Source organism: Halovenus rubra, assembly GCF_026586665.1.
In the GTDB taxonomy this organism is placed as follows: Archaea; Halobacteriota; Halobacteria; order Halobacteriales; family Haloarculaceae; genus Halovenus; species Halovenus rubra.
Genome location: NZ_JAODIY010000001.1, coordinates 64,129 through 86,634, shown reverse-complemented (window position 1 = coordinate 86,634; position 22,506 = coordinate 64,129). Strand labels below are relative to the sequence as shown.

Genomic DNA, 22,506 nt, shown 5'->3' with positions numbered 1-22,506 from the left:
CGCTTTTTACCGTGGCTCACGACTGGCTTGCTATGACAGACGATGCGACAAACGAGGGGTGGGAACAACTCCTCGACGAGATGGATACAATGGCCGCCGAGCTGGCAGCCGAGGGCTGGGAAACACTGTCGATGCCGGCCGGTGACGCCGCCGCAGTGGAAGCAGAGGAGGGCCAAACTGACCGCCACGGGTATGCCTACGTCGTCCCGAGTGACGACGCCGACAGGTTCGAGGAGTTGTTCAAACCGGACGGATTCTCGGAGACAGAGGTCTACCGGGCGACGACACCGAGCCACCTGTTTTTGTTGACAGTCTTTCTTGACCCCGAAAGCGAGACGGCGATACTGCTGGCAGGCGTGCTTGACAGTAACTCGCTGGCGGCGTGCCGACAGGCAGCAACGGAGACTGACAAGATGTACTCACATGTCTGCAAAATCAACGGCACCCATCTGGGTTCTTTCGAGCACGACGAGATCGACCCGTTTTTTCCTGAAAACTGAGACGAACGACTACTCCCGGTTTCGTCAGACCTGTGTGGCGGTCGCGGCTCGACGCATTACCCAGACAGTTCTGTGAACACACGAGGGTACGCATGCTGACTATACAACGTTGAGAAACTTCGCAGTTCGAAGCCAATAAGTGTTCAGACGCAGACCACATGGATATACGACGGTGCACGCGGATACAACTACTCGGCATCGCTGGCAAGAAAATAAGGGGCATTTGTCGAAATGAGTCGGCTACGCTACTTTCTGCGTCGGCTGGCGCTATCGATTCCAGTCCTCTATTTCGGCGCGACACTAACGTTTATCATTTTCCGATTCGGACCCATCGATCCCGCGGCGGCTATCGTCGGCGAGACGGCGACAGAAGCCTCGCAGGCTGAGTATCTCCGGGTACGTGCACAACTCGGTCTCGACCAGCCACTGGTTGACCATTATCAGCAGTACATGCTCGATTTCTTTACGTTCGACCTCGGCCAGTCATGGGTACTGGCACAGGGAACTGATGTCACCGACTTGCTGGTTATTTACGGACCGCGAACAATGTGGATTGCCTTGTGGGCCGTCCTAATTCCGATATTCATCGGGATTCCGATTGGCGTCTACGCCGGCCTCCACGCAAATACGATTACTGATTATCTGATATCGATGTTCGGTATCATCTGGCGAGCGATGCCGAACTTCTGGCTGGCAATTATCATGCTCGCTGTCCTCTCGCAGCCGGATTTGTTGTTCGGCTTCGACTGGAACAGCTTCCTCGTCGAAACGTCAGTCACTGGAACACCGGACCTCTCGAATCTGACGTCACCCACTGGGTTTACCGCTGCGACCAAACAGGTCCTCCCGGCAGCAATCGTTCTTGGATCAGCGTCGATGGGAAGCGAGTTGCGAATCGCCCGGACTGCTATCCTCGAAACAATCAACGCGAACTACGTCGAGACCGCCAAAGCAAACGGCGTCTCACGGCGCTCGCTCGTCTGGAAACACATCCTCCGGAACGCGTTTATTCCGCTGGTACCGACGATTACCAACGAGGCGTTCCTCCTCATCGGCGGTTCAGTTATCGTCGAAGTTGTCTTTGGTATCCAGGGCATCGGCTGGCTGTTCTTCCAGGCCTCGACTAACGGCGACCTCCCGCTGGTTACCGCCCTAGTGTTCGTGTTTATCGTTGTCGTCGTCGTCATGAACATTATTCAGGACCTGCTGTACCTGCTGATTGACCCGCGTGTTGGCTATGAGGGACGATAACTATGGAGTACAAACCACTTACTGAACGTGTTCGAGAACAGCCCCGACCGGCTGCCGTGTGGTTGCTCGGCGTCGCTCTCTTGCTTGCTGTCGAGCTTGGCCGTATTACGGCCGGACTCGTGAGCGCCGGCGACGCCACCGTTACAGCACTCGAAACAGGATACGGCGGTCTCACAAATGCACTTGCCGCCGGTGGAACCACAGGGCTGCTGTCGTGGGTCGGCTTTGTGCTCCTACTCGCGCTTGTCGGACTGGCAGTGGCGACGTGGACTCGCGCAACCGTTGTCTTGCGCGTCACGGACCGGATTCCGTTGGGCCCACAACGCTTACTCGACGGTCTCGTGTTTGGTTTGGCCATTGGCGGGGTTGGCTGGCTCGCGCTCCGGACTGGCGCAGTTGAGCTTGGGAGCAACTTTGGTGACGTTTTGCGGTCGGCGTTCGTCCAACTCGGAGATCTCCCGACGCTGACCGCCCGCGAGACGATTCCGAACCAGGGGTACCAGACGCCGGACGGGAGTTGGCACGGAACATTTCTCGGCCTCTCGTCGGCAGTCGCGTGGGCCGTCCGCGTCCTCGTTGTTCATCTCTATGTTGCCGCCTGGCTTGGCTGGCTCTGGGTGGGCTTCCAGCGATACCGAACCTACTACCGACAGGCCGACTGGACACCGCGTGACGACGTGGTGGCGCGACTCCGCTACCACCGCTGGGGCCAGTTCGGCCTCGTTATCGTCGTCTTGTTTCTGACGATGGCCGCCTTCGCGCCTTCTCTCGGGACGACGACTGCCGAGCAAAACCTGTATGCGCCGTTTTCGAACAGCATCACGTACTACGACGCTGGGCTCGGACAGGTCACTGATACCCTCGTCGGAAATGCAAACCTCGAAACTCGCTCACAAGGGTACCCCGGCGAGAACGTTGGGCCACTGAGCTATGACCGGTTCGACCGATTCCATCCCTTTGGAACGCTAACAAACGGGAAAGACCTCTTTACGTTTCTCGTTCATGGTGCCCGGGTATCACTGCTTATTGGCCTGTTGAGCGTCGCTGTGAGTGCTATCCTCGCGACGGGGTTCGCGCTCATCTCAGCGTACTATCGCGGGCTGGCCGATTTGGTGCTCGTGGTCACGGGCGACACCATCATGGGCGTTCCACGCCTCCTGCTGTTGATTTTGCTCACGGTGCTCATGGCCGATACGTGGCTGGGTGGACTCTACGACGGCGGGGTCTTGTTAGCGCTCATTCTGGCTGCGACGGGGTGGCCGTTCCTCTGGCGAGCGTTCCGTGGGCCGACACTCCAGATTGCCGAAGAAGACTGGGTTGATGCCGCCCGGAGTTACGGTCAGTCAGCGACCGGAATTATGCGGTTACACATGCTTCCATACCTACTTGGCTACCTGCTCATCTACAGCTCGCTGGTACTTGGCGGCGTCATCCTCGCGGTCGCCGGCCTCTCCTTTCTGGGCCTTGGCATCACCTCGCCGACGCCTGAATGGGGCCGAGCTGTCGACCTCGGCCGGGAATTCGTCGCGACCGAGTCTTGGCACATCTCACTCATTCCGGGTATTATGGTCACGCTCGTCGTGATGGGCTTTAACGCGGTCGGGGATGCACTCAGAGATGCCGTTGACCCACAGAGTGACAGCGGGGTTGCTGATGCGAGTGAGACGGAGTCACGAGGTGGTGGTGTATGAGCGATACGTCACAAAACGAGACAGAGACAATCGATAGGCCACGGCTTTCTATTACGAACCTACGGACAACATTCACCACGGACCAAGAGACGATTCGTGCGGTTGACGGCGTCTCGTTTGGCGTCTCGCCCCAGCAGACGCTTGGCGTCGTCGGCGAAAGCGGCTCGGGCAAAAGCGTCACCGCCCGGTCGATTCTTGGCCTCGTCGACGACCCCGGAGAAGTCCACCCCGACAGCGAAATCCGGTACCACGACCCAGCGTTTGTCGAGGAGGTTGCACGTACCTATCCTGACCGAGTCAAGCGGGCTGACCGCGAGGAGACCGAAAGGCACACTGACAGTTTCGTTACGGTCAACGCTGGGTCGGGCGACGGGAAGTCAGTGACTGTCGAGCGAGGGTCAGTCGACCTTGTTGGAGCACCCGACAGTGTCGTTAAGTCGGTCCGTGGCAGCGAGATTGCGATGGTGTTCCAGGATGCGCTTGGAAGTCTCAATCCGGTGTACACAGTCGGTAACCAAATCAAGGAACTGCTCGATATCCACCAAGGAGTGACGGGCGCGACAGCGACTGAGCGGGCGACTGAACTGCTCGAAAGCGTCGGCATTCCGGACCCGAAACGCCGGCTCGACGAGTACCCCCACCAGTTCAGCGGCGGGATGCAACAGCGGGCGGTTATCGCGCTTGCGCTGGCTTGTGACCCATCGGTACTGCTCTGTGATGAGCCGACGACCGCACTCGATGTTACCATTCAGGCACAGATTCTCGAATTGTTAGACCGTCTCCAGCGCGAGCGTGGCCTGTCTATTGTGTTTATTACACACGATATGGGAGTTATCGCACAGGTTGCCGATTCAGTCGCCGTGATGTACGCCGGGGAAGTCGTCGAACGAGCCTCAGTCGACCGGCTGTTCGACCAGCCCAAACATCCCTACACCAAGGGACTACTCCAGAGTATTCCCGGACTAACTGGCGAGGTCGACCGGCTGCCCACAATCGACGGGAGCGTCCCGACACCAAACGAACAGGCGACATACTGCCGGTATGCACCGCGATGTCCGGAGGCCTTTGAGGAGTGTGACTCGATTCATCCCGAGCATGTGCCCGTCGAGGACGGAATCAAAGACGGTCCCGACGTTGACCACACTGCGGCCTGTCTCCTTTATCCCGAGTCTGCGGACCTTGGCGACCGGCTTCGACAACACCGGGCCAGCGACGACACTACAACCGAGAACACGAGAGGGAGTCGACAATGAGCAAGAACACAGCCAACAGTACGACAGGCGCGGACGGTGACGAGACAGCCAATGCGACCCCCAGCCATGCGAACCCACTCGTTACAGTCGACGAGTTACGGACGTACTACGAGAGTGAGAAGTTGTTGGGCGGCAAGCCCGTCAAAGCTGTCGACGGCGTCTCCTTCGAAATCGGTCGCGGTGAGACGTTCGGTATCGTCGGCGAGAGTGGCTGTGGGAAGACAACGCTCGGCCGGAGCATCCTTCGCCTCGAAGATATCGAGGATGGAACTGTTACCTTCGATGGGACCGACGTAACCTCGCTTGGACGACGTGAACTCAAAGAATGGCGCCGTGACGCCCAGATGGTCTACCAGAACCCCACATCGAGCATCAACGACCGAATGACCGTCGGCGAAATCATCCGCGAACCCCTAGAAGTCCACAACTGGAAGACAGCATCTCAGCGCCGCGACCGAGTGTGGGAGCTGCTCGACCGCGTTGGCTTGCGCTCGGAACACTATCACCGCTACCCCCACCAGTTTAGCGGTGGGCAACGCCAGCGGGTTGGTATCGCCCGGGCGCTTGCTTTGGAGCCGGAGTTTATCGTCCTTGATGAGCCTGTGAGCGCGCTAGATGTCTCCGTGCAAGCGAAGATTCTGAACCTCTTATCCGAGCTTCAAGAAGAGTTCGGTCTCACGTACATGCTCATCGCACACGACCTGAGCGTCGTCAGGCACATCTGTGACCGGGTTGGCGTGATGTATCTCGGCACTCTCATGGAGGTTGGCCCAACAGAGCAACTGTTCGAGTCACCGTCGAACCCCTACACCCGCTCGCTGCTGTCGGCGATTCCCCAACCTGACCCAAGCGTCGGCGCGGACCGCATCACGCTCCGTGGAACGCCACCAAACCCCCGCGACCCGCCGACAGGCTGTGTGTTTTCGACTCGGTGTCCGTTCAAGATTCGACAGCCCGAACACGAACAGCTCACTGACGACCAGTGGGCTGGTATCGAAGAGTTCCGTCGCGTGATACGCGAACGCGACCAAGCGCGTACAACTGTAGTTCAGCGGGCCAAGGGGCAACTTGGACTTGGGTCGCGGTTCACGCCGATTCGAGAGGTCACAAACGAGCTGTTTGGCTCGCTGAGCTATCCTGATGCCATCAAGGAAACACTCGACCGGGCGACGGAACTTGTGGCGGGTGGGAACGTAACCGAAGCCCGAGACCTCCTCGATGAGGAGTTTAGTACGGTCTGTGAGCACGATACTCCGTGCCAGCAGGGGGTCACTGATGAGCAATCGAGTCGCTGTCACCGCCATAGCCAAGAGTATCAAGAGCCCGGAGAGTACCTGAGTGACTCCGGCGAGTATCTCCCCGAGTGAGACCGAGCAACGGACACAAAGCGTTTTACCGACCCGTGCTGGTCATCTACAATGAGCAACGCAACCGATTGGGGACCGCTTGGGGCCGTACGGAAACAGTCACCGCTACTCCGTGCTGCTGCTGACCGGTACCGCGAGACGACGCCCTTCGAGAACCTCACAGTTGGGGTCTCAGCACCGATGACACCGCACACTGGATTGTTTCTCGACGTACTGGCAACAGGCGGTGCCAAGGTGCTGGCAACCGGTGAGGCCGGAAGTACACACGCCGCTGTCGTCGAGTGGCTTCAGGAGCGGCCCCGAATTACGCCACTGGCAGCAACAGAGCACAGCAGACACGAGCGCCGCGATGCTCGGCGGGAGGTGCTGGCGGCAGAGCCAGACCTCATCGCTGACGATGGTGCGAATCTCTTGAGCCTCGTCCATGACGAGTTCCCCGACGTTGCCGAGGGTCTTCGCGGGGCCTGTGAGCAGACGACCGGTGGCATTACCCGCTTGCAGGCGATGGACAATCAAGACGTTCTCGCCTGTCCGGTCTATGACGTCAACGGCACACCGATGAAACAGCATTTCGACAACGTCCACGGAACAGCCGAGAGTTCGCTGTCGGCAATTACGTCGTTAACCGACACGCTGCTCGCTGGCTCGGTCGCGGTCGTCGCCGGCTACGGTCACTGTGGGCGTGGCATCGCACGAAAGCTCCGGGCACTGGGTGCCCGGACCGTCGTCACCGAAGTCGACCCGCGAAAGGCCCTAGAAGCGCTTGCCGATGGCCACGACGTACGGCCCATGGCAGAGGCGGTCACCGAAGCTGAGTTCGTGATTACGGCGACCGGGCGATATCAGGTACTCCGCGACGAACACGTCGACGCGCTCGCTGACGGAACTGTGATTGCCTCTATCGGGAGCGCAGTCGAAGTCGACCGAGAGGCGCTCGCATCACACGCAACCGACAGTGACCAGCCACGACCCGGGACGACGCGGTACCGGTTCCCTGATGGGCGAGAGGTGACACTACTGACCGACGGAAAGGTGGTGAATCTAACGGCCCCGAACAGCACAGGCAACCCCGGTGAAGTCATGGACACAACTTTCGCAATGATGATACGAGGTCTTGTGGCACTGGCAGACGGCGTCAGTCTGGAACCCGGTCTCCATCCGGTTCCTGATGATCTCGACAGAGCGGTCGCTCACGAGAAGTTAGCTGCGATGGCGGTCGAAATCGACGATATCCCCGACAAACAGCGTGCGTTTCACAGCGAGTGGGCGTTCCACGACAGTTCCGCCGTGGAATAACAGACTCCGTGGGGCGATTACCGATTGAACGAGACGTTGTTGAGCGCGGGCCGGCGCTGTGGTCCGTGCATCTCAAACCCTTCGACCCAGTCGTACCAGTACAGTTCTTCGATTGGATGCCAGAGCGGGAGCATCGTCATATCGTCCCAGTTCGCGCGTTCGATGTCGAGGTAGGACTCGTTGCGCATCTCCTGGTCGCTCTCGCTTGGCGTCTGGTGTTGCTCGTACTGGTCCCAGGCGTCGGTTGCCTGCTTGGCTGCCTCGGAGAGACCCTCGTACTCGAAGTCCACCTCGGCTCCCCAGCGTGACCAGGCGTACTGGTTCGGGTACGCAAATCGCAACATTGCGTCTGCTTCTAGCCAGTTCAGTGCGTTCCAGACAAGATAGATGGTAATTTCGCCCTCAAATGCTCGGTTGGTCAGCGTCGACGATGGCGCTTCCTCGATGCTGATGTCGATGTGTGCTGCCTCAGCCTGACTCTGGAGTAGGCTGGCGATTTCGGTCCACTCGGAGGCTTGCCTGTCCGAGGGATGTTGAACGGTCGTCTCGTACATGTTGTCCTCGCTGTACCCGGCGTCTTCCATAATCTGGCGTGCCGATTCAATGTCGGACTCCGCGTAGCCGTATGGGTACTCGTTTTGTGCGAGTTCGTTGTAGGCTTCCGGTCCGCCGGGGAAGCCACTCGGCGGTGTCAACAGGTATGCAGGAGTTCCCTGACCGCGGACAGCCGTTTCGGTAATCGTCTCTTGGTTTATGAGGTATGCGATTGCCTTCCGCGCCGGTTTCTCGACACGTTGTGTGTTGAATATCGCGTACTGCGTTCGGGGAAGACTGGTCTCACCATAGTTGAGTGTCTCGTCGTTCGTAACCGGCCCGTAAGACCCTTCACGACGGTCGCCACCGAGGTCTTCATCGACGCTGAGCAGGTTCGGGTTGAACTGCGAACGTGGCAGTTCGAAGATATCCACGTTCTGTTCGTTGACCGCGCTGGTAAACACCGCGTTCGGGTCACCAAGAATCTGGACGGTGACACCCTCAACGTTGGCAACAGAGCCGTGATAGTCGTCGTACCGACTCAGCGAAATTTCGCTGCCGCGATTCCAGCTATCGAGCTGGAACGGGCCAGTACCGTGGAGGTGTTGGGAGACCCATTCGTCGTACTCATACTCGCCGTCATACCCCTCGATATCGCCGACGACACCCTCGGGAATAACCGAGAGGCGAGGGTCGGCAAGGTTTCCGAGTGTCCCGTGGAACGGGGTTTCGAGTGTCATCTCGACGGTGTAGTCGTCGACTGCTTCGAGCGCCAGCGAGTCCGGTACCGTCTCATCATCGTCGTTGACATCGTGGTCGACTGACATTGGTCCCCTGACGATACGGTCAGCGTGACCACGGTTGTTTTCGGACTCCGCGAGCCGCCGCCAGGAGTAGACAACATCCTCAGCGGTTAACTCGTCTCCGTTGTGGAACATGACGCCCTCTCTCAACTCGAACGTGTACGTGAGGTAGTCGTCGGAGACAGTGTACTCCTTGGCCAGCGACGAGACGACCGGCGGCGTCCCGTCTTCGTAGGTGAACAACTGCTCGTGAACCTGCCAGTTTGTCCAGGCGTTGACCGGCCCCGCAATGCCGATTGGGTCGGTCGTCTCCTGTGGTATCTGCACCAAATTGACCTGCCCGCCATCGGAGCCACCGTCCCCATCACTGTCGCCAGTGGTGTCGCTGTTGTCGTTCCCTGTGCTGTCTTCTCCTGTGGAACTGTCGTCTTCGACTGGGTCGTTGTCATCACTACTACAGCCAGCCATCGCGGCTGTCGCAACTGTTCCAACCGCGGTCAGAAATTGCCGCCGCTCGATGTCCGGTGACATGCAAGAGATTAATGGGATATATCCGTATAGTTGTTCCCATTACTGCTTAATTCGGGCTTTTTGCCGGTAATCTGCCTGTGTACCATAGATAGTAGCTACCGCCATCGGCGGGCCTCAATAATCACAGCGAATCACTGACAAGACACGTTATCGAGCGGAACCGGAACAGTATCGAAGAGAGCGGCACGGTTTAGTGCCAGCCCTGAGAAAGATGGGTGATGACGTTCCACGAACGCGACTACATGGAGGGAACGCTCGGAACCCAGGCGGTCGACTGGGAGGAGCGTATCGACACGCAACGGCTCCGCGAACAGCGCAAACAACGCGCACTCGACCGTCTTCAGGACAGTGACCTCGGAGCACTGCTGCTCGTCTCGGACCCGAACATCCGCTACGTGACTGGGCTAGCGATGACTGGCGGGAGTGGAGCGGACCACTACACTCTACTCACAGAAGACGGCGACATTGTCCACTGGGATACCGCTGACCACGCAAGCAACCAGCGCAAGCATTGTCCGTGGCTCGACGACATTCGGTACGCTTGCCCCGGGTTAGGGAATGTTCCCCGGGCATCCGGGCGAAATTCGGCTCGTCAGTTCCTCCTCTCGAAGATGGCAGACCTCATCGCCGGAGCGATGGAGGAGTACGGTGTCAAAAACGAGCGGCTGGGTCTCGACATCGGGAATCAGGGACTTGTCACCGCCATCGAAGATACTGGTGTTGACGTGGATACCGGAACTGCACAGGACGTGATGCTCGACGCCCGGAAAACCAAGACAAAAGACGAAATCGAGTGTCTACGGATGGTCGCGGCTATCTGTGAATCTGGCTTCCAGCGTATCACCGAGACGGCAAAGCCGGGAATGAAAGAAAACGAAGTATGGGGCGAGGCAGCACAGGAACTGTGGCGACACGGTGCCTTCGTCGGTGGCGGCTACCTCACCAGCGGCCCGAACACCTGGCCCAAACACCAAGCCAACACCACTGACCGGATGATTCGGCCGGGAGACCTCGTCTACGCTGACTTCTACAACATCGGTTATCTGGGCTATCGCTCCTGTTACTATCGGACCTTCTCGATGGGCGAACCCACACAGGAACAGCAAGACGCCTACGAAATCGCTCGGGATAACCTCTATGACGTGCTCGAACGAATTGAGCCCGGCGCAACGACCGACGAAATTGCCAAAGGCTTCCCCGACATGGAAGGTGAGCACGCAGACTATTACGATGCCGACGAGCCATGGCAGATGACGACCAATCACTGGGCACACGGACTGGGACTCCAACTCTACGAGACGCCACTCATCTGGCGCGGTCTCTCGCCGGACCATCCAATCGAAATCGAGGAGGGGATGACGATGGCCGTCGAAACCCAAGAGCCAGCCGGTCGCCAGGGTGTCCGCGTCGAAGAGATGGTCGTTGTCCGCGAGAATGGTGTCGAGATTCTCAGCCAGTGGCCTGTCGAAGAGATTACCCAAATCGACGTGTAAACTACTTCGGCCTGTCACACCAGTGGAGAGATCCACCGCTTGGTGAGAGAGGTTTTTATTAGACGCCCTGAAACCACGTAGTATGGTAGCTGTGATTGATGGATTATTTGTTGCTATTTTCTTCGTTGGGACCACCCTCTGTCTCCTTGGCGGCTACACCTACCGACGACGAGACCAACTTGGTGTTACACCGCTTGCCGCGTCCGCGGGAATTGTCGGGTTTGGGAGCGCTCTCGCAGGCGGTATCAGCGTTGTATATATCAACTGGACGATGTCCTCGGTAGCCGGGTGGTTGCCACGGATTGTTCTCTTTTTTGGGGTGTCTCGACAGTCCCGTGGTTTCTGTTCAGCCTCCAGTACACCGGTCGATATACGCGGATACGCCGACGAATGGTTGGGTTTCTCTACGTTCCATTTATCATATTTATTCTCAATTTTGGACTCAGTGTCGTTGGCGTCGAACCGGTCGCTGTGTTACAGGCCTTTTCGACCATCATCCTCCTCTACTGTCTGGGGCTGGCGCTTGTCGGGACAGCACTTTTACTGAGTGCGACCTACAATAATGTCCAGACACCGGTTCGCGATGCGTCGTTGCTGGCGGTATTTCCTCTTGTGGTGTTTGTCGTTATCAACATCGTCGCCGTTCCCGCAACGCAAACAACTAGTGCAATAATCTATCTGTCGGGACTCGGTATTGGCACAGCGTCTTTTGGCTACGTGGTGTGGAACGGAGACCTCTTCGAGCAGACCCCCGCAGTCGAGAGAATCGGCAAGAAGGCTATTGTACAAGAAACCGATGACATGGTGTTCGTCGTCGACGACTGTGACAGCGTCGTGACGCTCAACGAGACTGCAATCGAGACGCTCGACGTGTCCCGTGAGAGTGCCCGTGGCGAACCACTGACAGCGACACTCGACTACAGTACCGGTGAGGTAAGACAACTGACAACAGTATCGATGGAGACAATCAATGGACCCAGACAGTATGACCCACAGGTATCGACGGTGACCGACGGCCACGGAACTGAACTTGGCATGGTACTGAGTTTGCGCGACGTCACTGAACGCGAACTCCGCGAGCAGCGTCTTTCCGTGCTCAACCGGGTGCTCCGGCACAATCTCCGAAACAAAATCGAGGTTATAAAAAGTCGTGCCGAAGTGCTCGGTGACGAGATAGCCGAGGACGCGATAGGGGGTGATTTTGGTGACAGCTACACAGAGACGATTGTCGATACCGCCGACGAAATCGCGGGCCTCGGAAAAGAGGCCAGAACAATCGACAAATTTGTTTCCGAGTCGACACACGAGCAACGCGTCGACATCTCGGTCGCCGTTCGGACGACATTAGCGTCGGTTGGGGCTGACGATACCGACGTGGCAGTCTCGGTTGACGTGCCAGATTCAGCGACGGTAACGACAAATCAGACAGCACTCACCGGTGCACTCGACAGTGCACTCGACAACGCCCTTACATATGCTGATTCACGCGTCTCGATTACAGTAGCTGACAAGCCACAGCGGTATCACATCACCGTTGCCGACGATGGACCCGGAATTCCTGACTCGGAGCTGGCCGCTATCGAAGGTGGGACTGAAACAGCGCTCCAGCATGGCACCGGACTCGGCCTGTGGCAACTCAAGTGGGCTGTCAGAAGCATAGATGGGACGCTTTCGTTCGAAACAACCGACGGGACGACAGTCGAGATTACCGTTCCGCGCCAGTGAGAGCGCGTATCCATGGCCGAAAGACCGTGGTAGTTCACCTGTTCGCCCTGTCACAGATAGCCAGCCGTCCATACGGTTTTTGACTATTCAGCCTGAACAGCAACTAATGGTTTCACTTGCCGAGGGACTGTTCGGTGTCGGGATACTGGTAAGCCTCGGTATCTGCATACTTGGTCTCTACAGCTACCGCAAATGGGATGAGCCGGGTGTTCTCTCGTTTGCCATCTTTACACTCCTGTTTGGCACAAGCGGAATCGCCAGCGGCAGTGTCCATTTCATTGTCGGCGACAGCTGGGGCGAGCAGGTTGTGTGGTCGCTACCAGCAGTGCTCGGGTTAGGACTGTGGTGTCTCCCGTGGGCACTGTTTAGCCTTCAGTACTCTGGACGGTACACGCGCCTGTCTCGTCGGACGTTTGGATATCTGTTTCTCCCGTACCTCCTGTTTGCGAGCGGGATTATATTTCAAATAGTACTTCCGCTCGAAACCGCCGTTCTCGGCCTTATCATCGGCGGTCTGTCTGCTATCTACATCTTTGGGTTGGTCGCACTCGGCATTGGTATCATTCTCTTGATGACCGCAGAGTACAGCCATCTCTCGCTACGAGCAGGCGTCCTCCTCAGTGTTGCACCTGCAACGACGACGGTCGGTTTCAACACTGCAAACGCTCTCTCGACACCGCTTGCGCTGTCCGAAGCCTATCTGCTGACGTTTGGGATTCCAGCAATTGCGCTCACTGTTGCCCTGTTCCAGTACGGCATCTTCACGGCGACGCCGGCAGTCGGGACAATCGGCGAGCGCGAGATTGCACGGGAGATAGATGACCTCGTGTTCGTCGTTGACGACCAACAGCGCATTATCAAAATCAACGAAGCCACAACTGAAACACTCGACATCGACCAAGACGCAGTACAAGGAGAACAACTCCAGACTCAGTTGCCTTACAGCCTCGAAGCGCTCGGGAAAGCAGAGTCAATTACGCTGGAGACACCTGACGGAACACGTCGTTACGACTCACAAGTATCGTCAGTGACCGACCAGCACGGTCGTGGACTTGGCTCGCTTGTCAGCCTCCACGACGTGACTGAACATGAACTCCGCGAGCAACGCCTTACCGTGCTCAACCGGGTCCTACGACACAACCTTCGCAACAAAGTCGAGGTCGTCAAAAGCCACGCCGAGGTCCTCGACGCTCAACACGAGAACGGCCACGCAACGACTATCGTCGACACCGCAGATACGATTGCAGAGCTTGGACACAGAGCCCGCACCATCGATCAGTTCGTCTCCCACTCGAAGAGCAGTACGGCAGTCGACCTTGTAGAGGTAGTCGAGGCAACATGGGCTGTTGTCGACCCTGAGAGCGCCGACCTTACGGTCTCTTTCGACCTTCCGGAGTCGGCCACCGTAGAGACAAACCGGGAGGCACTCAAAGCCGCGCTCGAAAGTTCGCTCGATAATGCGGCGACGTACGCCGATACCACCGTCGAAGTCGTCGTCACAAAGCAACGAGACGAGTACGAAGTGACTATCGCCGACAACGGCCCCGGTATTCCGTCAGGCGAACTGGCCTCCCTTGATGCTGGGACGGAGACAGCACTCGAACACGGAACGGGGCTTGGGCTGTGGCAACTCAAATGGGCAGTCATGACAATTGGTGGTGACCTCGAGTTTGAGACGACCGAGGGGACGACTGTTCACTTCACTGTGCCCGACGAACACCGTCACCCAGCCTGACAACGGCAGGTGGATACCGCCATCGTCGCTACGGTGCAAATTAGCTTGTACTAATGAAAATTAAACAGGGTTATGTGCGGTCACACGTTATCGGGCGATATGACAGCACACCAGTCCGTTCACAGGACGGCGACACTGCAGGAGTCGTACACCGAGATGAGTGAGATACTGATGCCAAACGATACAAATAATCTCGGGCGAGCGCTTGGTGGGTCAGTTCTTCACTGGATGGATATCTGTGGTGCGATTGCAGCACGGCGGTTCAGCCAGCGACAGGTTGTCACGGCGTCGATGGACCACGTCGATTTCATCCAGTCCATCGAACTTGGCGATGTCGTCACTGTTACCGGCTACGTGTTCGATACCGGCGAGACGAGTATGGATATCAAAGTCGACGTACAGGTTGAGCGCCCGAGCGACGGTCTGACAGAAGACGCTGCGGCCTCATTTTTTAGCTTCGTTGCTCTCGATACTGAGGAAACTCCCGCACCTGTTGGGGAACTGGAGTGTCCAACAGAGGCCCAAAAAGAGCTCCGGGATATCGCACTGTCACAACGCCGCGAGCGCCGGAACGAAGTCGCGGCCACGACCGAAAGCTAAGCGTTGGCTCACAGACCTGTCACAGAGTCCACCAACGATTAATCCCCATGTACCCAATAGACGTGTATGCAACTCGGGACTGGTCTCTTTACTGCCCAGCAGCGACCGGATGACGACCGCTCGGCAAGCGAACTCTACGACGAAGTGCTTGCCCTTACCCGCGAAATCGAGGCAGTCGGTCTCGACAGCGCGTGGGTGTCAGAGCATCACTTCGCCGAGGACGGCTACCTCTCAGCGACGATGCCAACGCTGTCGGCGATGGCCGCCGAGACTGACAACATCGAAATCGGGTCGTGTATTGCGCTTGGTCCACTGTATGAACCCATTCGACTTGCAGAAGACGCCGCGACTGTCGACCTGATTGCTGACGGCCGACTTACGCTTGGCCTCTCTATTGGCTCGAACCCCCGCGAGTTCGACGTGTTCGGAGTCCCCCGAGATGAGCGGGCTGAGCGGCTTAGTGAGTTGGTTCCGTTCCTCCGTGGGGCCTGGAGTGAGGGCGAGCTGGACTATGACTTGGTGTTTCACGATATCCCCAGTGACGTGTCGATTACGCCAAAGCCAGCGGATGAAATCCCCATTATGCTCGGTGGCGGTGCGAAACCCGCCGTTCGTCGGGCCGCGCGGGAAGCAGAGGGATGGTGTGCTCCCTCAGCGCTGTCGATTGGTGGCGTCAAAAAGCGCGTTGAAGATATCCGGACGGTTCGGGAAAACGACGAAATCGACGGCGAGTTTACGAACTACGTCATCCAACATGGTTGGGTCGGTGACTCTCGCGAGGAGGCGTGGGAGACGATGAAAGATGGATACTTTTACATCCAGCGCCGCTACGAAGAGATATTCTCTGGCGAATCTGTCGCCAAACTTGATTCCGAGCGCAAGAAAGAACTCAAAGAGCAGGCTATCTTTGGCACGCCCGAGCAGGTGACTGAACAGCTCGAAACGTACAAGCATGCCCTGGGCGACGACATTCACTTCATTTTCCGCACCTATCATCCCGGTGTTGGGACCGAAGAGATGACCGACTGCATCCATCGACTCGGCGAGGAGGTCGCACCCGAACTACGCTAAGCCCTCCAAATCAAGGCATCCTGACCGGGCTACCGTGTGAGAGTGATACACGAACGGCTTAAGCCGACTGCCCAGCTACATCAGAGAACGATGATGGTTGGGCATACGGCGCTGGCGTTCGCACTCGCGGCTGGCGTCGCCGCCGCCGTCGGTCTCCCCCGTGAGCGTGCTTTGCTGTTTGGCGCCGTCGCAGGTGCCTTCGCAGTCGTGCCAGATGTCGATATGGGGTACGCGGTGGTCGGGCTGATAACGATTTTAGCCGACGGCCCAACACAGTTTCCCGAGGCGTTCTGGGAGACTGGCAACACTGTTCACCGTGGCATAACACACTCGCTGCTCGTCGGCGGCCTTGGGGCAATGCTGTTTGGGCTATCTGCGTCCCACGGCCGCCGACGCATCGCTGGGGTACTCGGACTCGCCAGTCTCGTTGCTGTGACACTGGGAGTCCTTGGCGGACTGCGGGCAGGAGTCGTGAGTCTGTTCGTACTCGCAGGCGGAGCTGTCGTGGTCGGCGCACGGGTAGGCGGTCTCGACGCAGGCGAAACGGCCGGGGCAGCATTCATCGGGATTCTCAGTCACCCCTTTGGTGATATCTTTACAGGGACTGTACCGCACCTGCTATATCCGCTCGATATCCATCTCCTCCCTAAGAGAGTCATGCTGTCGGCCGATCCGACAGTGCACCTGTTGGGAACGTTCGGACTCGAACTCATAACAGTCTGGCTCGCGATGACGGTCTATCTTGGACTGCGCGGTGAACGCGTTTGGGGGCGTATCCACCGCCGTGCTGTACTCGGGGCCGGCTATGTTGGAACGCTACTGGCACTGCCGCCGCCGACGCTTTCAGTGTCGTACCACTTCGTGTTCAGTGTCCTCGCCGTTGGCCTTGTAGGCGTCGTCGACCTACCGACGCCGGAGCTTGATACAGCGCGGTCAAAACTAAGTCTCGTCACAACTGGGCTGGCAGCTGTGACGATTGCGTGGCTAGCGTACAGTGCTGGCTATCTCATCGTTGGCTGACTGTGAGTTGAGACACAGAATCCTGAATAGTTTTCATCCTCCCGGTATTACTCCCATTATGGTAGATTTCTCGCCGGGAGACCTCCTGGCTGATCGTCGAGGCAACGCACTCGTTGCCTGGCTCTTTGTTCTCTTTCTCGGCATCGTTGTTGCCGAGAGCGTCGCTGACGGTGATATTCCATGGGCACTGTTTGTAGTTGGTATCATAGCGCTTTGTCTCGTTCCAACGGTCACATTCCGTGATAGCCAGACGATGCTTCCCTGGGAGGTCGTCGCTCTCGCTGCGCTACCGACGTTTGGCCAGGCAATCACACCGTCACTCATTCCCGGTGCGTTTCTGGTTTACATCTCGATTGCTGCACTCGCACTCATCGTTGCTGTCGAACTAGAACTGTTTACCGATGTAGAGATGACAATTGGATTCGCTATCGGCTTCGTTATTCTCGCTACACTGGCTGCTGCCGGTGTTGGGGCTGTCATCCGTTGGCGGGTTGACCTGCTTTTTGATACAACCACATTACTCAAGCCGGGTGTAAGCGAGCAGACTATCCACGACGAGTTGATGATTGAGTTTCTCTATTCAGCGCTTGCAGGCCTATTCGCAGGCGTTATCTTCCAGATATACTTCCGGCGGACAGCACTGAACGAGCGCTTCTATAGCGATATGGGGAAGCCATGAGCGTGCGGACTCGTCTCTCACTCTCTGAACAACACCAGCGCCAGCTTAGTCGCGCGATGCAGCTGACATTGTTTGGATTACTCTTTGTCGCACTAGAACGCCAGGAAGCAGCCTTGCTTGTCACGGTCAGTGTCGGTCTCGCCGTGACTTTTCTCCCGGCGCTACTCGAACGAGACCACGAAATACCGATGAATGCCGGACTCACGCTCTGGATTACTGGTGCAGCATTCCTGCATACTATTGGCGTCGTTGGAATTCCGGGAACAGGACAGTCACTGTACGGCTCGATACCAATATATGATAACATGACACATGCCCTTTCGGCGTCGGTCGTTGCCGCTGCTGGGTACGCGACCGTTCGTGCTTTCGACGAACACGCAGACGGTATCGACCTGCCTGCGCGGTTCATGTTTGTATTCATTCTCGTGTTCGTCACCGCCTTCGGTGTCGTCTGGGAGCTGCTAGAGTTCAGTATCGCCGAAGTTGCTCAAGCACTCGGCTCCAATACAACCGGATTTACGCAACACGGACTAGACGATACACTGCTTGACCTCGTTTTCGACGCTATCGGTGGCGTAGTCGTCGCCATCTGGGGCACTGCCCACCTGACTGACCTCTCAGACGCACTGTGGGACCGGCTCACTCAGTTGCGTGCCGAGTGATCAAAACCTACCCCGTTTTGTAGACGCCACGCGCATCGGCCAACAGCGTCTCATCCTCAGCTGAGAATACCTCGACATCAACCGCCCCAACATCATCACCACAGCGAACAACATCCGCCTCGGCGTAGATATCACCGGTGGCAGCACTGAGATAATCGATACGCATGTCGATAGTCGGGACCGGCTGGTCGACAAGCGAGACAAGAGCCGCACCTCCAACGGTGTCTGCGAGTGTGAACGTGACGCCGCCGTGGGCCATGAGCGTATCATCGTTCCACGAGAGTTCCTCATCAATTTCGAGATACCCCTCAGCGTGTCCGTCAGCAACCTCGGTAACTTCGACGCCCAGTAGCTGTGCAAACGGCATGTTCTCGAAGAATGCTTCGACGTCCATACCGCGGGCTATCACTGCTGTCTACATAAACGTGGCCGACAGTTCCCCGGAGTCGGTTTCAACGATCAATAATCACTGCGAAACTCTAATAACAGATGACACGAAGAGTTGAGAGGATGGTAACGTCTTACCGGACCGAGCTACTCATCAGGAGACAGAGCGGGACGATTCCGGGGCACGTGTCTGCTTTTGTCTTGGAACACAACAGCGGCGGCCCGAACGCCGCCGTATCGGACGGAGCCAGCACAGGAGCAGTCACAGCGCGAGACGTTGTGTCGAGACACTAAGAGAGGTCCGAGGACCCCTATAACGTGTGAGAAAAAAAAACAAACACAGATGACACCGACATGAGAGAGGGCGAATCAACAAACAGGGACCAATGAACGAGATTCGCGTAGCTGTCGCCACGTTATTTGTGCTTTCAAGTCTCTTTCCGTGGACACTGTTTAGATTAGTCTGGACGAATCGCAGTAAACCAGGTGCGACCGGTCTCTTAGTTATCATTCCCTCAGTAAGCCTCTATGCGTTTGTTTCCGCTATGATTACGCTTACCACGGTACCGTGGCTCTGGTTTGTAGTCTCGAATATACTCGTGTTGTCTATTGCCAGCGTTACGGTCGGCTGGCTTCTCACAACCGCGGAGCATGCAGGCTACATCAACCATCCACTACGCTGGTTAAACGGGCTAGGAGCGGTGTTGCTCGGTGAGCAGTTGCTCGCATGGACAAACGGGATTCACACCTCCTTCTACGACCCGGTTGGGACGGTCTCGTTGCCGGCGAGAGTTGCACCGAATGCCGGACCACTGTTTATGTTCCACACGGTGCTAGTATACCTGCTTCTCGGTCTCGGGGTTCTCATCTGTGTCGTCAACGCCTTTGACATCCACGGCATTCGCCGAAAACAGACACTCGCATTGCTTGCAGGGGTTTTCCCGCCGGCAGGCGTAAACATTCTCTGGCTGGCCGGATTAACACCGTACAACCTCACAGCGCTTGGGTTCGTCCTCTCTGTGTTCGTCTTAGCGTGGGCGTTGTTCAAAGCCGACTTCTTCGCTGTTGTTCCCAATGGTCGCAAGCGGGCAGTCAGGAATATTCCGGACCCAATGGTCGTTATCGATGCTGGGGGAAAAGTTGTCGACAGTAACCCAGCGGCCCGAGAGTTGGTTGACGCCGAGTCTGGGTGGAAAGGCGTCCAGACGGCGGAGTTTTTCTCACCGTTCGACGAGCAGTTTGCTCAGTTCGAAGATTCTACACCAGTAGAAACAGATGTCAGCGTCACCAAAGACGGGACAGAGAGACATTTCGACCTCAAAGTGTCTCCACTCGGAGAAACAGCCAACGAAAATAACGGTTGGGTCGTCTTACTTCGTGACATCACACAGGTCAAAGAGCGCGAACAGAGACTCCGAGAGTTCCAGATGAAGACCGAAGAGGTCCTGAACAAGCGGGAGCGAGAGAGTATCTGCGAGGCGGCAATCGAAACAGTCGAAGACGTTCTTGGCATCTCGGAGGCATGTATCCACCTATACAATCGTCGGCAAGAGGCTCTTGTTCCCATCACAGCGTCACCGGCGTTTGAAAGACGATTCGACAGCGAGCAGGCCCTTGATCAAGGGCCGGAGTCGCTGCTCTGGGAGGTGTACAACGAGGGTGAAATACGGGTGTTGTCGGACACAGACGAGATAGCACAGCCGTTTGATGACGAGACAGTCTCAATCAAAAGTATGTTATTGGTTCCGCTTTCCACCCACGGTATTTTGTCACTGTCTGCAGCGGAACCCAACGCGTTCGACGACAGGGACCAGTATTTCGGCCAACTTCTCTCGACCACGGTGGCAACATCTCTGGACGGAACACAGCGCGAGCAAGGACTCGAAGCTGTACAGGATATCACCCGGGATGCAGTGACAGCAACCACCCACGACGAAATGGCCGAGTCGGTCCTCGGCAGGATGCCGGCGGCACTCGATTTACCACTCTCAGCAATCTGGGAGTACAACAAAGCGACAAACCGGCTTCATCCGGTCGCCAGCACCGGCCATGCTGACCCGCTTCTCGACGATATGCCCGTGTTCAAGCCCGGTAACAGTATCGCATGGGACAGTTTCAAGCAAGGCGAGACGAAGCTTGTTTCGTCAGTATCGGACCACCCCGAGGCGTACAACTCAGAGACGAACCTTGGGTCAGAGATACTCAGCCCCATCGGAGAGTTTGGCCTGTTTGCAGCAGGGTCAACCCAAGAAGAGAGTTTTAGCGAAAACGAGCGCCAGATTATCGAGACGTTAACCACAAACCTGCGTACGGCCTCGCGCCTCACCGAGCGGCGGCGAGATTTACGGCTGCTCGACCAGGTACTGGCTCGCGTTCTCCGGCACAACCTCCGGAACGACCTCACGGTCATCCAAGGGCACGCCAAGCAGATTCAGCGCAATCCACAGGGAGATATCGAGCAACATATCAACAGTATCTTACATAGCAGCAAAAAGCTCGCGGAGACTGCTTCGAACGCGCAAGTGATGCGGACAGTCATCAAAGACAGAGAGAACACAGAACAGATTTCTCTCCAGAGAGTTATCAGATGGGCCGTCGAAGAAGTCACAGACGAGTTTCCAGACGCAACAGTACAGCTACAGCTCGAAGCGGACCCGACGGTTGTTGCCCACCCGAACATCGTCACCGCCGTCGAGCAACTCGTCAGGAACGCTGTTGAACACGGCAGTTCGTCGGTGAGTGTCAGCGTTTACACCACTGCCCACGGACCGACGGTCGAGGTTTCCGACGACGGACCGGGAATTCCAGAAAACGAAATCGAAATTCTCGAAAAACACGGCGAATCAGCTCTCGAACACGGTACTGGCGTCGGTCTGTGGATTGTTGACCGAGTCGCGGAGTACTCCAATGCGTCGGTCGATTTCACCGTTGAGGACGGTACTGTCGTGCACCTGACGTTCTCGAACTATCTGGGGTAACTCCTCATCAACAGCTGTCGTTTGGTGCTGTGAGACAGCACTCGTTTACCGACAACGGTGGTCATAGATTTCCCCTTTCGACTCCGCTTTTGTGTTCGGGACCATACTCCGTCTACGATGAGTCGTCTGTTCACCGAGCTTCCGTTATGCGACATGACAGCGCCAAACCGCCTCATGGTCTCCCCAATGTGTCAGAACACATCTGCTGAGTATATACAGCGTAAACACAGGTATGCGATAGGGGCCGGTTGGAACATTGATACACATCTACATACGCACATTTAGGTAAGTCGAAGCGCGAAATTTTCAGATTATAGCTTAGATTACCCCACAGTTTGTAAGGAGAGCCATCAGATTTGTCTGTGTGGCGTTTATTTTCTTTCCGAGAGGGTAACATCGTCTTGGTACTGAAATCGATTCTAAGCCATCTCACGGAGTTCTGGGAGTAAACGGGATTGTTGCCTAAGCCGCCGATTTTTAGACTGTTGGGGAATAGTGAAACTGGGAGTATGGAAACTGCCTTAGAAACGGTTAGAATAGCTCTAAAGAGTTTAGACGCATAGAGGGAGAGAGACAGAAACAACCGCCGACTCAATGCGCCGAAACTCGCCGAACCCGAACATAGTTTTAATTCGGTGTTATCCTGTGACCGAACGTAGTGAGGGAACGATAACCAGTTAGATTAGTATGTTGTGTTCTCCTTTCGACCGAACGTAGTGAGGGAGGGAGAACTACACGAAAAGAGAGAGGGAAAGGAAAGGGGACTACAGGGGATAGGATAGGAGAGTAGAGTTTGACAGCGCGTGTCTTTGAGACGAGAGGAAAGGAAAGGGGACTACAGGGGAGAGGGAAGGGGGAGAGGAAAACATCTGCGGTGCGGGGCGGTGGCGAAAGCCCGGACGGGCGGTGCGGAGAGTCCCGGAACGTGGA

Annotated in this window: 18 protein-coding genes; 16 read left to right on the top strand and 2 right to left on the bottom strand. The window is 56.9% G+C overall.

Annotated features, from left to right (window positions below; translation table 11 throughout):
* The first annotated feature begins 32 nt into the window (after positions 1 to 32).
* From N5098_RS00420 to N5098_RS00395, 6 genes are all read left to right on the top strand, one after another.
* Positions 33 to 500: a DUF7529 family protein gene (locus tag N5098_RS00420; RefSeq protein ID WP_267635698.1), complete on the top strand. Its 468-nt coding sequence runs from the start codon at positions 33 to 35 to the stop codon at positions 498 to 500.
* A 231-nt stretch (positions 501 to 731) separates the two neighbouring features.
* A complete protein-coding gene (locus N5098_RS00415) occupies positions 732 to 1,751 on the top strand; it encodes an ABC transporter permease (RefSeq protein ID WP_267635697.1) in 1,020 nt (339 codons plus the stop codon).
* 2 nt (positions 1,752 to 1,753) lie between these two features.
* Positions 1,754 to 3,442 (top strand): ABC transporter permease, encoded by a 1,689-nt coding sequence (locus tag N5098_RS00410; RefSeq protein WP_267635696.1) that lies wholly within the window; start codon positions 1,754 to 1,756, stop codon positions 3,440 to 3,442.
* On the top strand, positions 3,439 to 4,695 hold the full coding sequence (locus N5098_RS00405; protein WP_267635695.1) for an ABC transporter ATP-binding protein: 1,257 nt from the start codon (positions 3,439 to 3,441) through the stop codon (positions 4,693 to 4,695). The genes N5098_RS00410 and N5098_RS00405 overlap by 4 nt, the downstream gene beginning before the upstream one ends.
* Positions 4,692 to 6,062: an ABC transporter ATP-binding protein gene (locus tag N5098_RS00400; RefSeq protein WP_267635694.1), complete on the top strand. Its 1,371-nt coding sequence runs from the start codon at positions 4,692 to 4,694 to the stop codon at positions 6,060 to 6,062. Before N5098_RS00405 ends, N5098_RS00400 begins: the two co-directional genes overlap by 4 nt.
* A 51-nt stretch (positions 6,063 to 6,113) precedes the next feature.
* Entirely contained in the window at positions 6,114 to 7,358 is a 1,245-nt protein-coding gene (locus tag N5098_RS00395; RefSeq protein ID WP_267635693.1) for an adenosylhomocysteinase, read from the top strand.
* A gap of 17 nt (positions 7,359 to 7,375) precedes the next feature.
* On the opposite strand, the gene N5098_RS00390 is transcribed toward N5098_RS00395, so the two are convergent.
* Positions 7,376 to 9,226, bottom strand: a complete 1,851-nt coding sequence (locus tag N5098_RS00390) for an ABC transporter substrate-binding protein (RefSeq protein WP_267635692.1) — start codon at positions 9,224 to 9,226, stop codon at positions 7,376 to 7,378.
* 218 nt (positions 9,227 to 9,444) lie between these two features.
* Here N5098_RS00390 and N5098_RS00385 point away from each other — a divergent pair, with 218 nt between their 5' ends.
* From N5098_RS00385 to N5098_RS00350, 8 genes are all read left to right on the top strand, one after another.
* A complete protein-coding gene (locus N5098_RS00385; protein WP_267635691.1) occupies positions 9,445 to 10,719 on the top strand; it encodes a M24 family metallopeptidase in 1,275 nt (424 codons plus the stop codon).
* Positions 10,720 to 11,109: 390 nt separating this feature from the next.
* On the top strand, positions 11,110 to 12,444 hold the full coding sequence (locus N5098_RS00380; RefSeq protein ID WP_267635690.1) for a sensor histidine kinase: 1,335 nt from the start codon (positions 11,110 to 11,112) through the stop codon (positions 12,442 to 12,444).
* 106 nt (positions 12,445 to 12,550) lie between these two features.
* Complete coding sequence (locus N5098_RS00375; RefSeq protein WP_267635689.1) at positions 12,551 to 14,179, top strand: ATP-binding protein; 1,629 nt, start codon at positions 12,551 to 12,553, stop codon at positions 14,177 to 14,179.
* 99 nt (positions 14,180 to 14,278) lie between these two features.
* Positions 14,279 to 14,779, top strand: coding sequence for an acyl-CoA thioesterase (locus N5098_RS00370; protein WP_267635688.1), 501 nt, complete (start codon positions 14,279 to 14,281; stop codon positions 14,777 to 14,779).
* 66 nt (positions 14,780 to 14,845) lie between these two features.
* A complete protein-coding gene (locus tag N5098_RS00365; RefSeq protein ID WP_267635687.1) occupies positions 14,846 to 15,850 on the top strand; it encodes an LLM class flavin-dependent oxidoreductase in 1,005 nt (334 codons plus the stop codon).
* Between the two features lie 90 nt (positions 15,851 to 15,940).
* Positions 15,941 to 16,870, top strand: coding sequence for a metal-dependent hydrolase (locus tag N5098_RS00360; RefSeq protein WP_267635686.1), 930 nt, complete (start codon positions 15,941 to 15,943; stop codon positions 16,868 to 16,870).
* A 58-nt stretch (positions 16,871 to 16,928) separates the two neighbouring features.
* Complete coding sequence (locus N5098_RS00355; RefSeq protein ID WP_267635685.1) at positions 16,929 to 17,549, top strand: hypothetical protein; 621 nt, start codon at positions 16,929 to 16,931, stop codon at positions 17,547 to 17,549.
* Entirely contained in the window at positions 17,546 to 18,211 is a 666-nt protein-coding gene (locus N5098_RS00350) for a DUF2238 domain-containing protein (protein WP_267635684.1), read from the top strand. Before N5098_RS00355 ends, N5098_RS00350 begins: the two co-directional genes overlap by 4 nt.
* Positions 18,212 to 18,218: 7 nt before the next feature.
* Here N5098_RS00350 and N5098_RS00345 read toward each other — a convergent pair whose 3' ends face one another.
* The gene (locus tag N5098_RS00345; protein WP_267635683.1) at positions 18,219 to 18,605 is read right to left on the bottom strand and encodes a PaaI family thioesterase; all 387 of its coding nucleotides are present in this window, start codon (positions 18,603 to 18,605) and stop codon (positions 18,219 to 18,221) included.
* Between the two features lie 95 nt (positions 18,606 to 18,700).
* Here N5098_RS00345 and N5098_RS00340 point away from each other — a divergent pair, with 95 nt between their 5' ends.
* Both N5098_RS00340 and N5098_RS00335 read left to right on the top strand, forming a co-directional pair.
* Positions 18,701 to 18,892 carry a hypothetical protein gene (locus tag N5098_RS00340; RefSeq protein ID WP_267635682.1) on the top strand — a complete coding sequence of 64 codons (192 nt, stop codon included), beginning with the start codon at positions 18,701 to 18,703 and terminating at the stop codon, positions 18,890 to 18,892.
* Between the two features lie 92 nt (positions 18,893 to 18,984).
* Complete coding sequence (locus N5098_RS00335) at positions 18,985 to 21,576, top strand: histidine kinase N-terminal 7TM domain-containing protein (RefSeq protein WP_267635681.1); 2,592 nt, start codon at positions 18,985 to 18,987, stop codon at positions 21,574 to 21,576.
* The last annotated feature ends 930 nt before the right edge of the window (positions 21,577 to 22,506 follow it).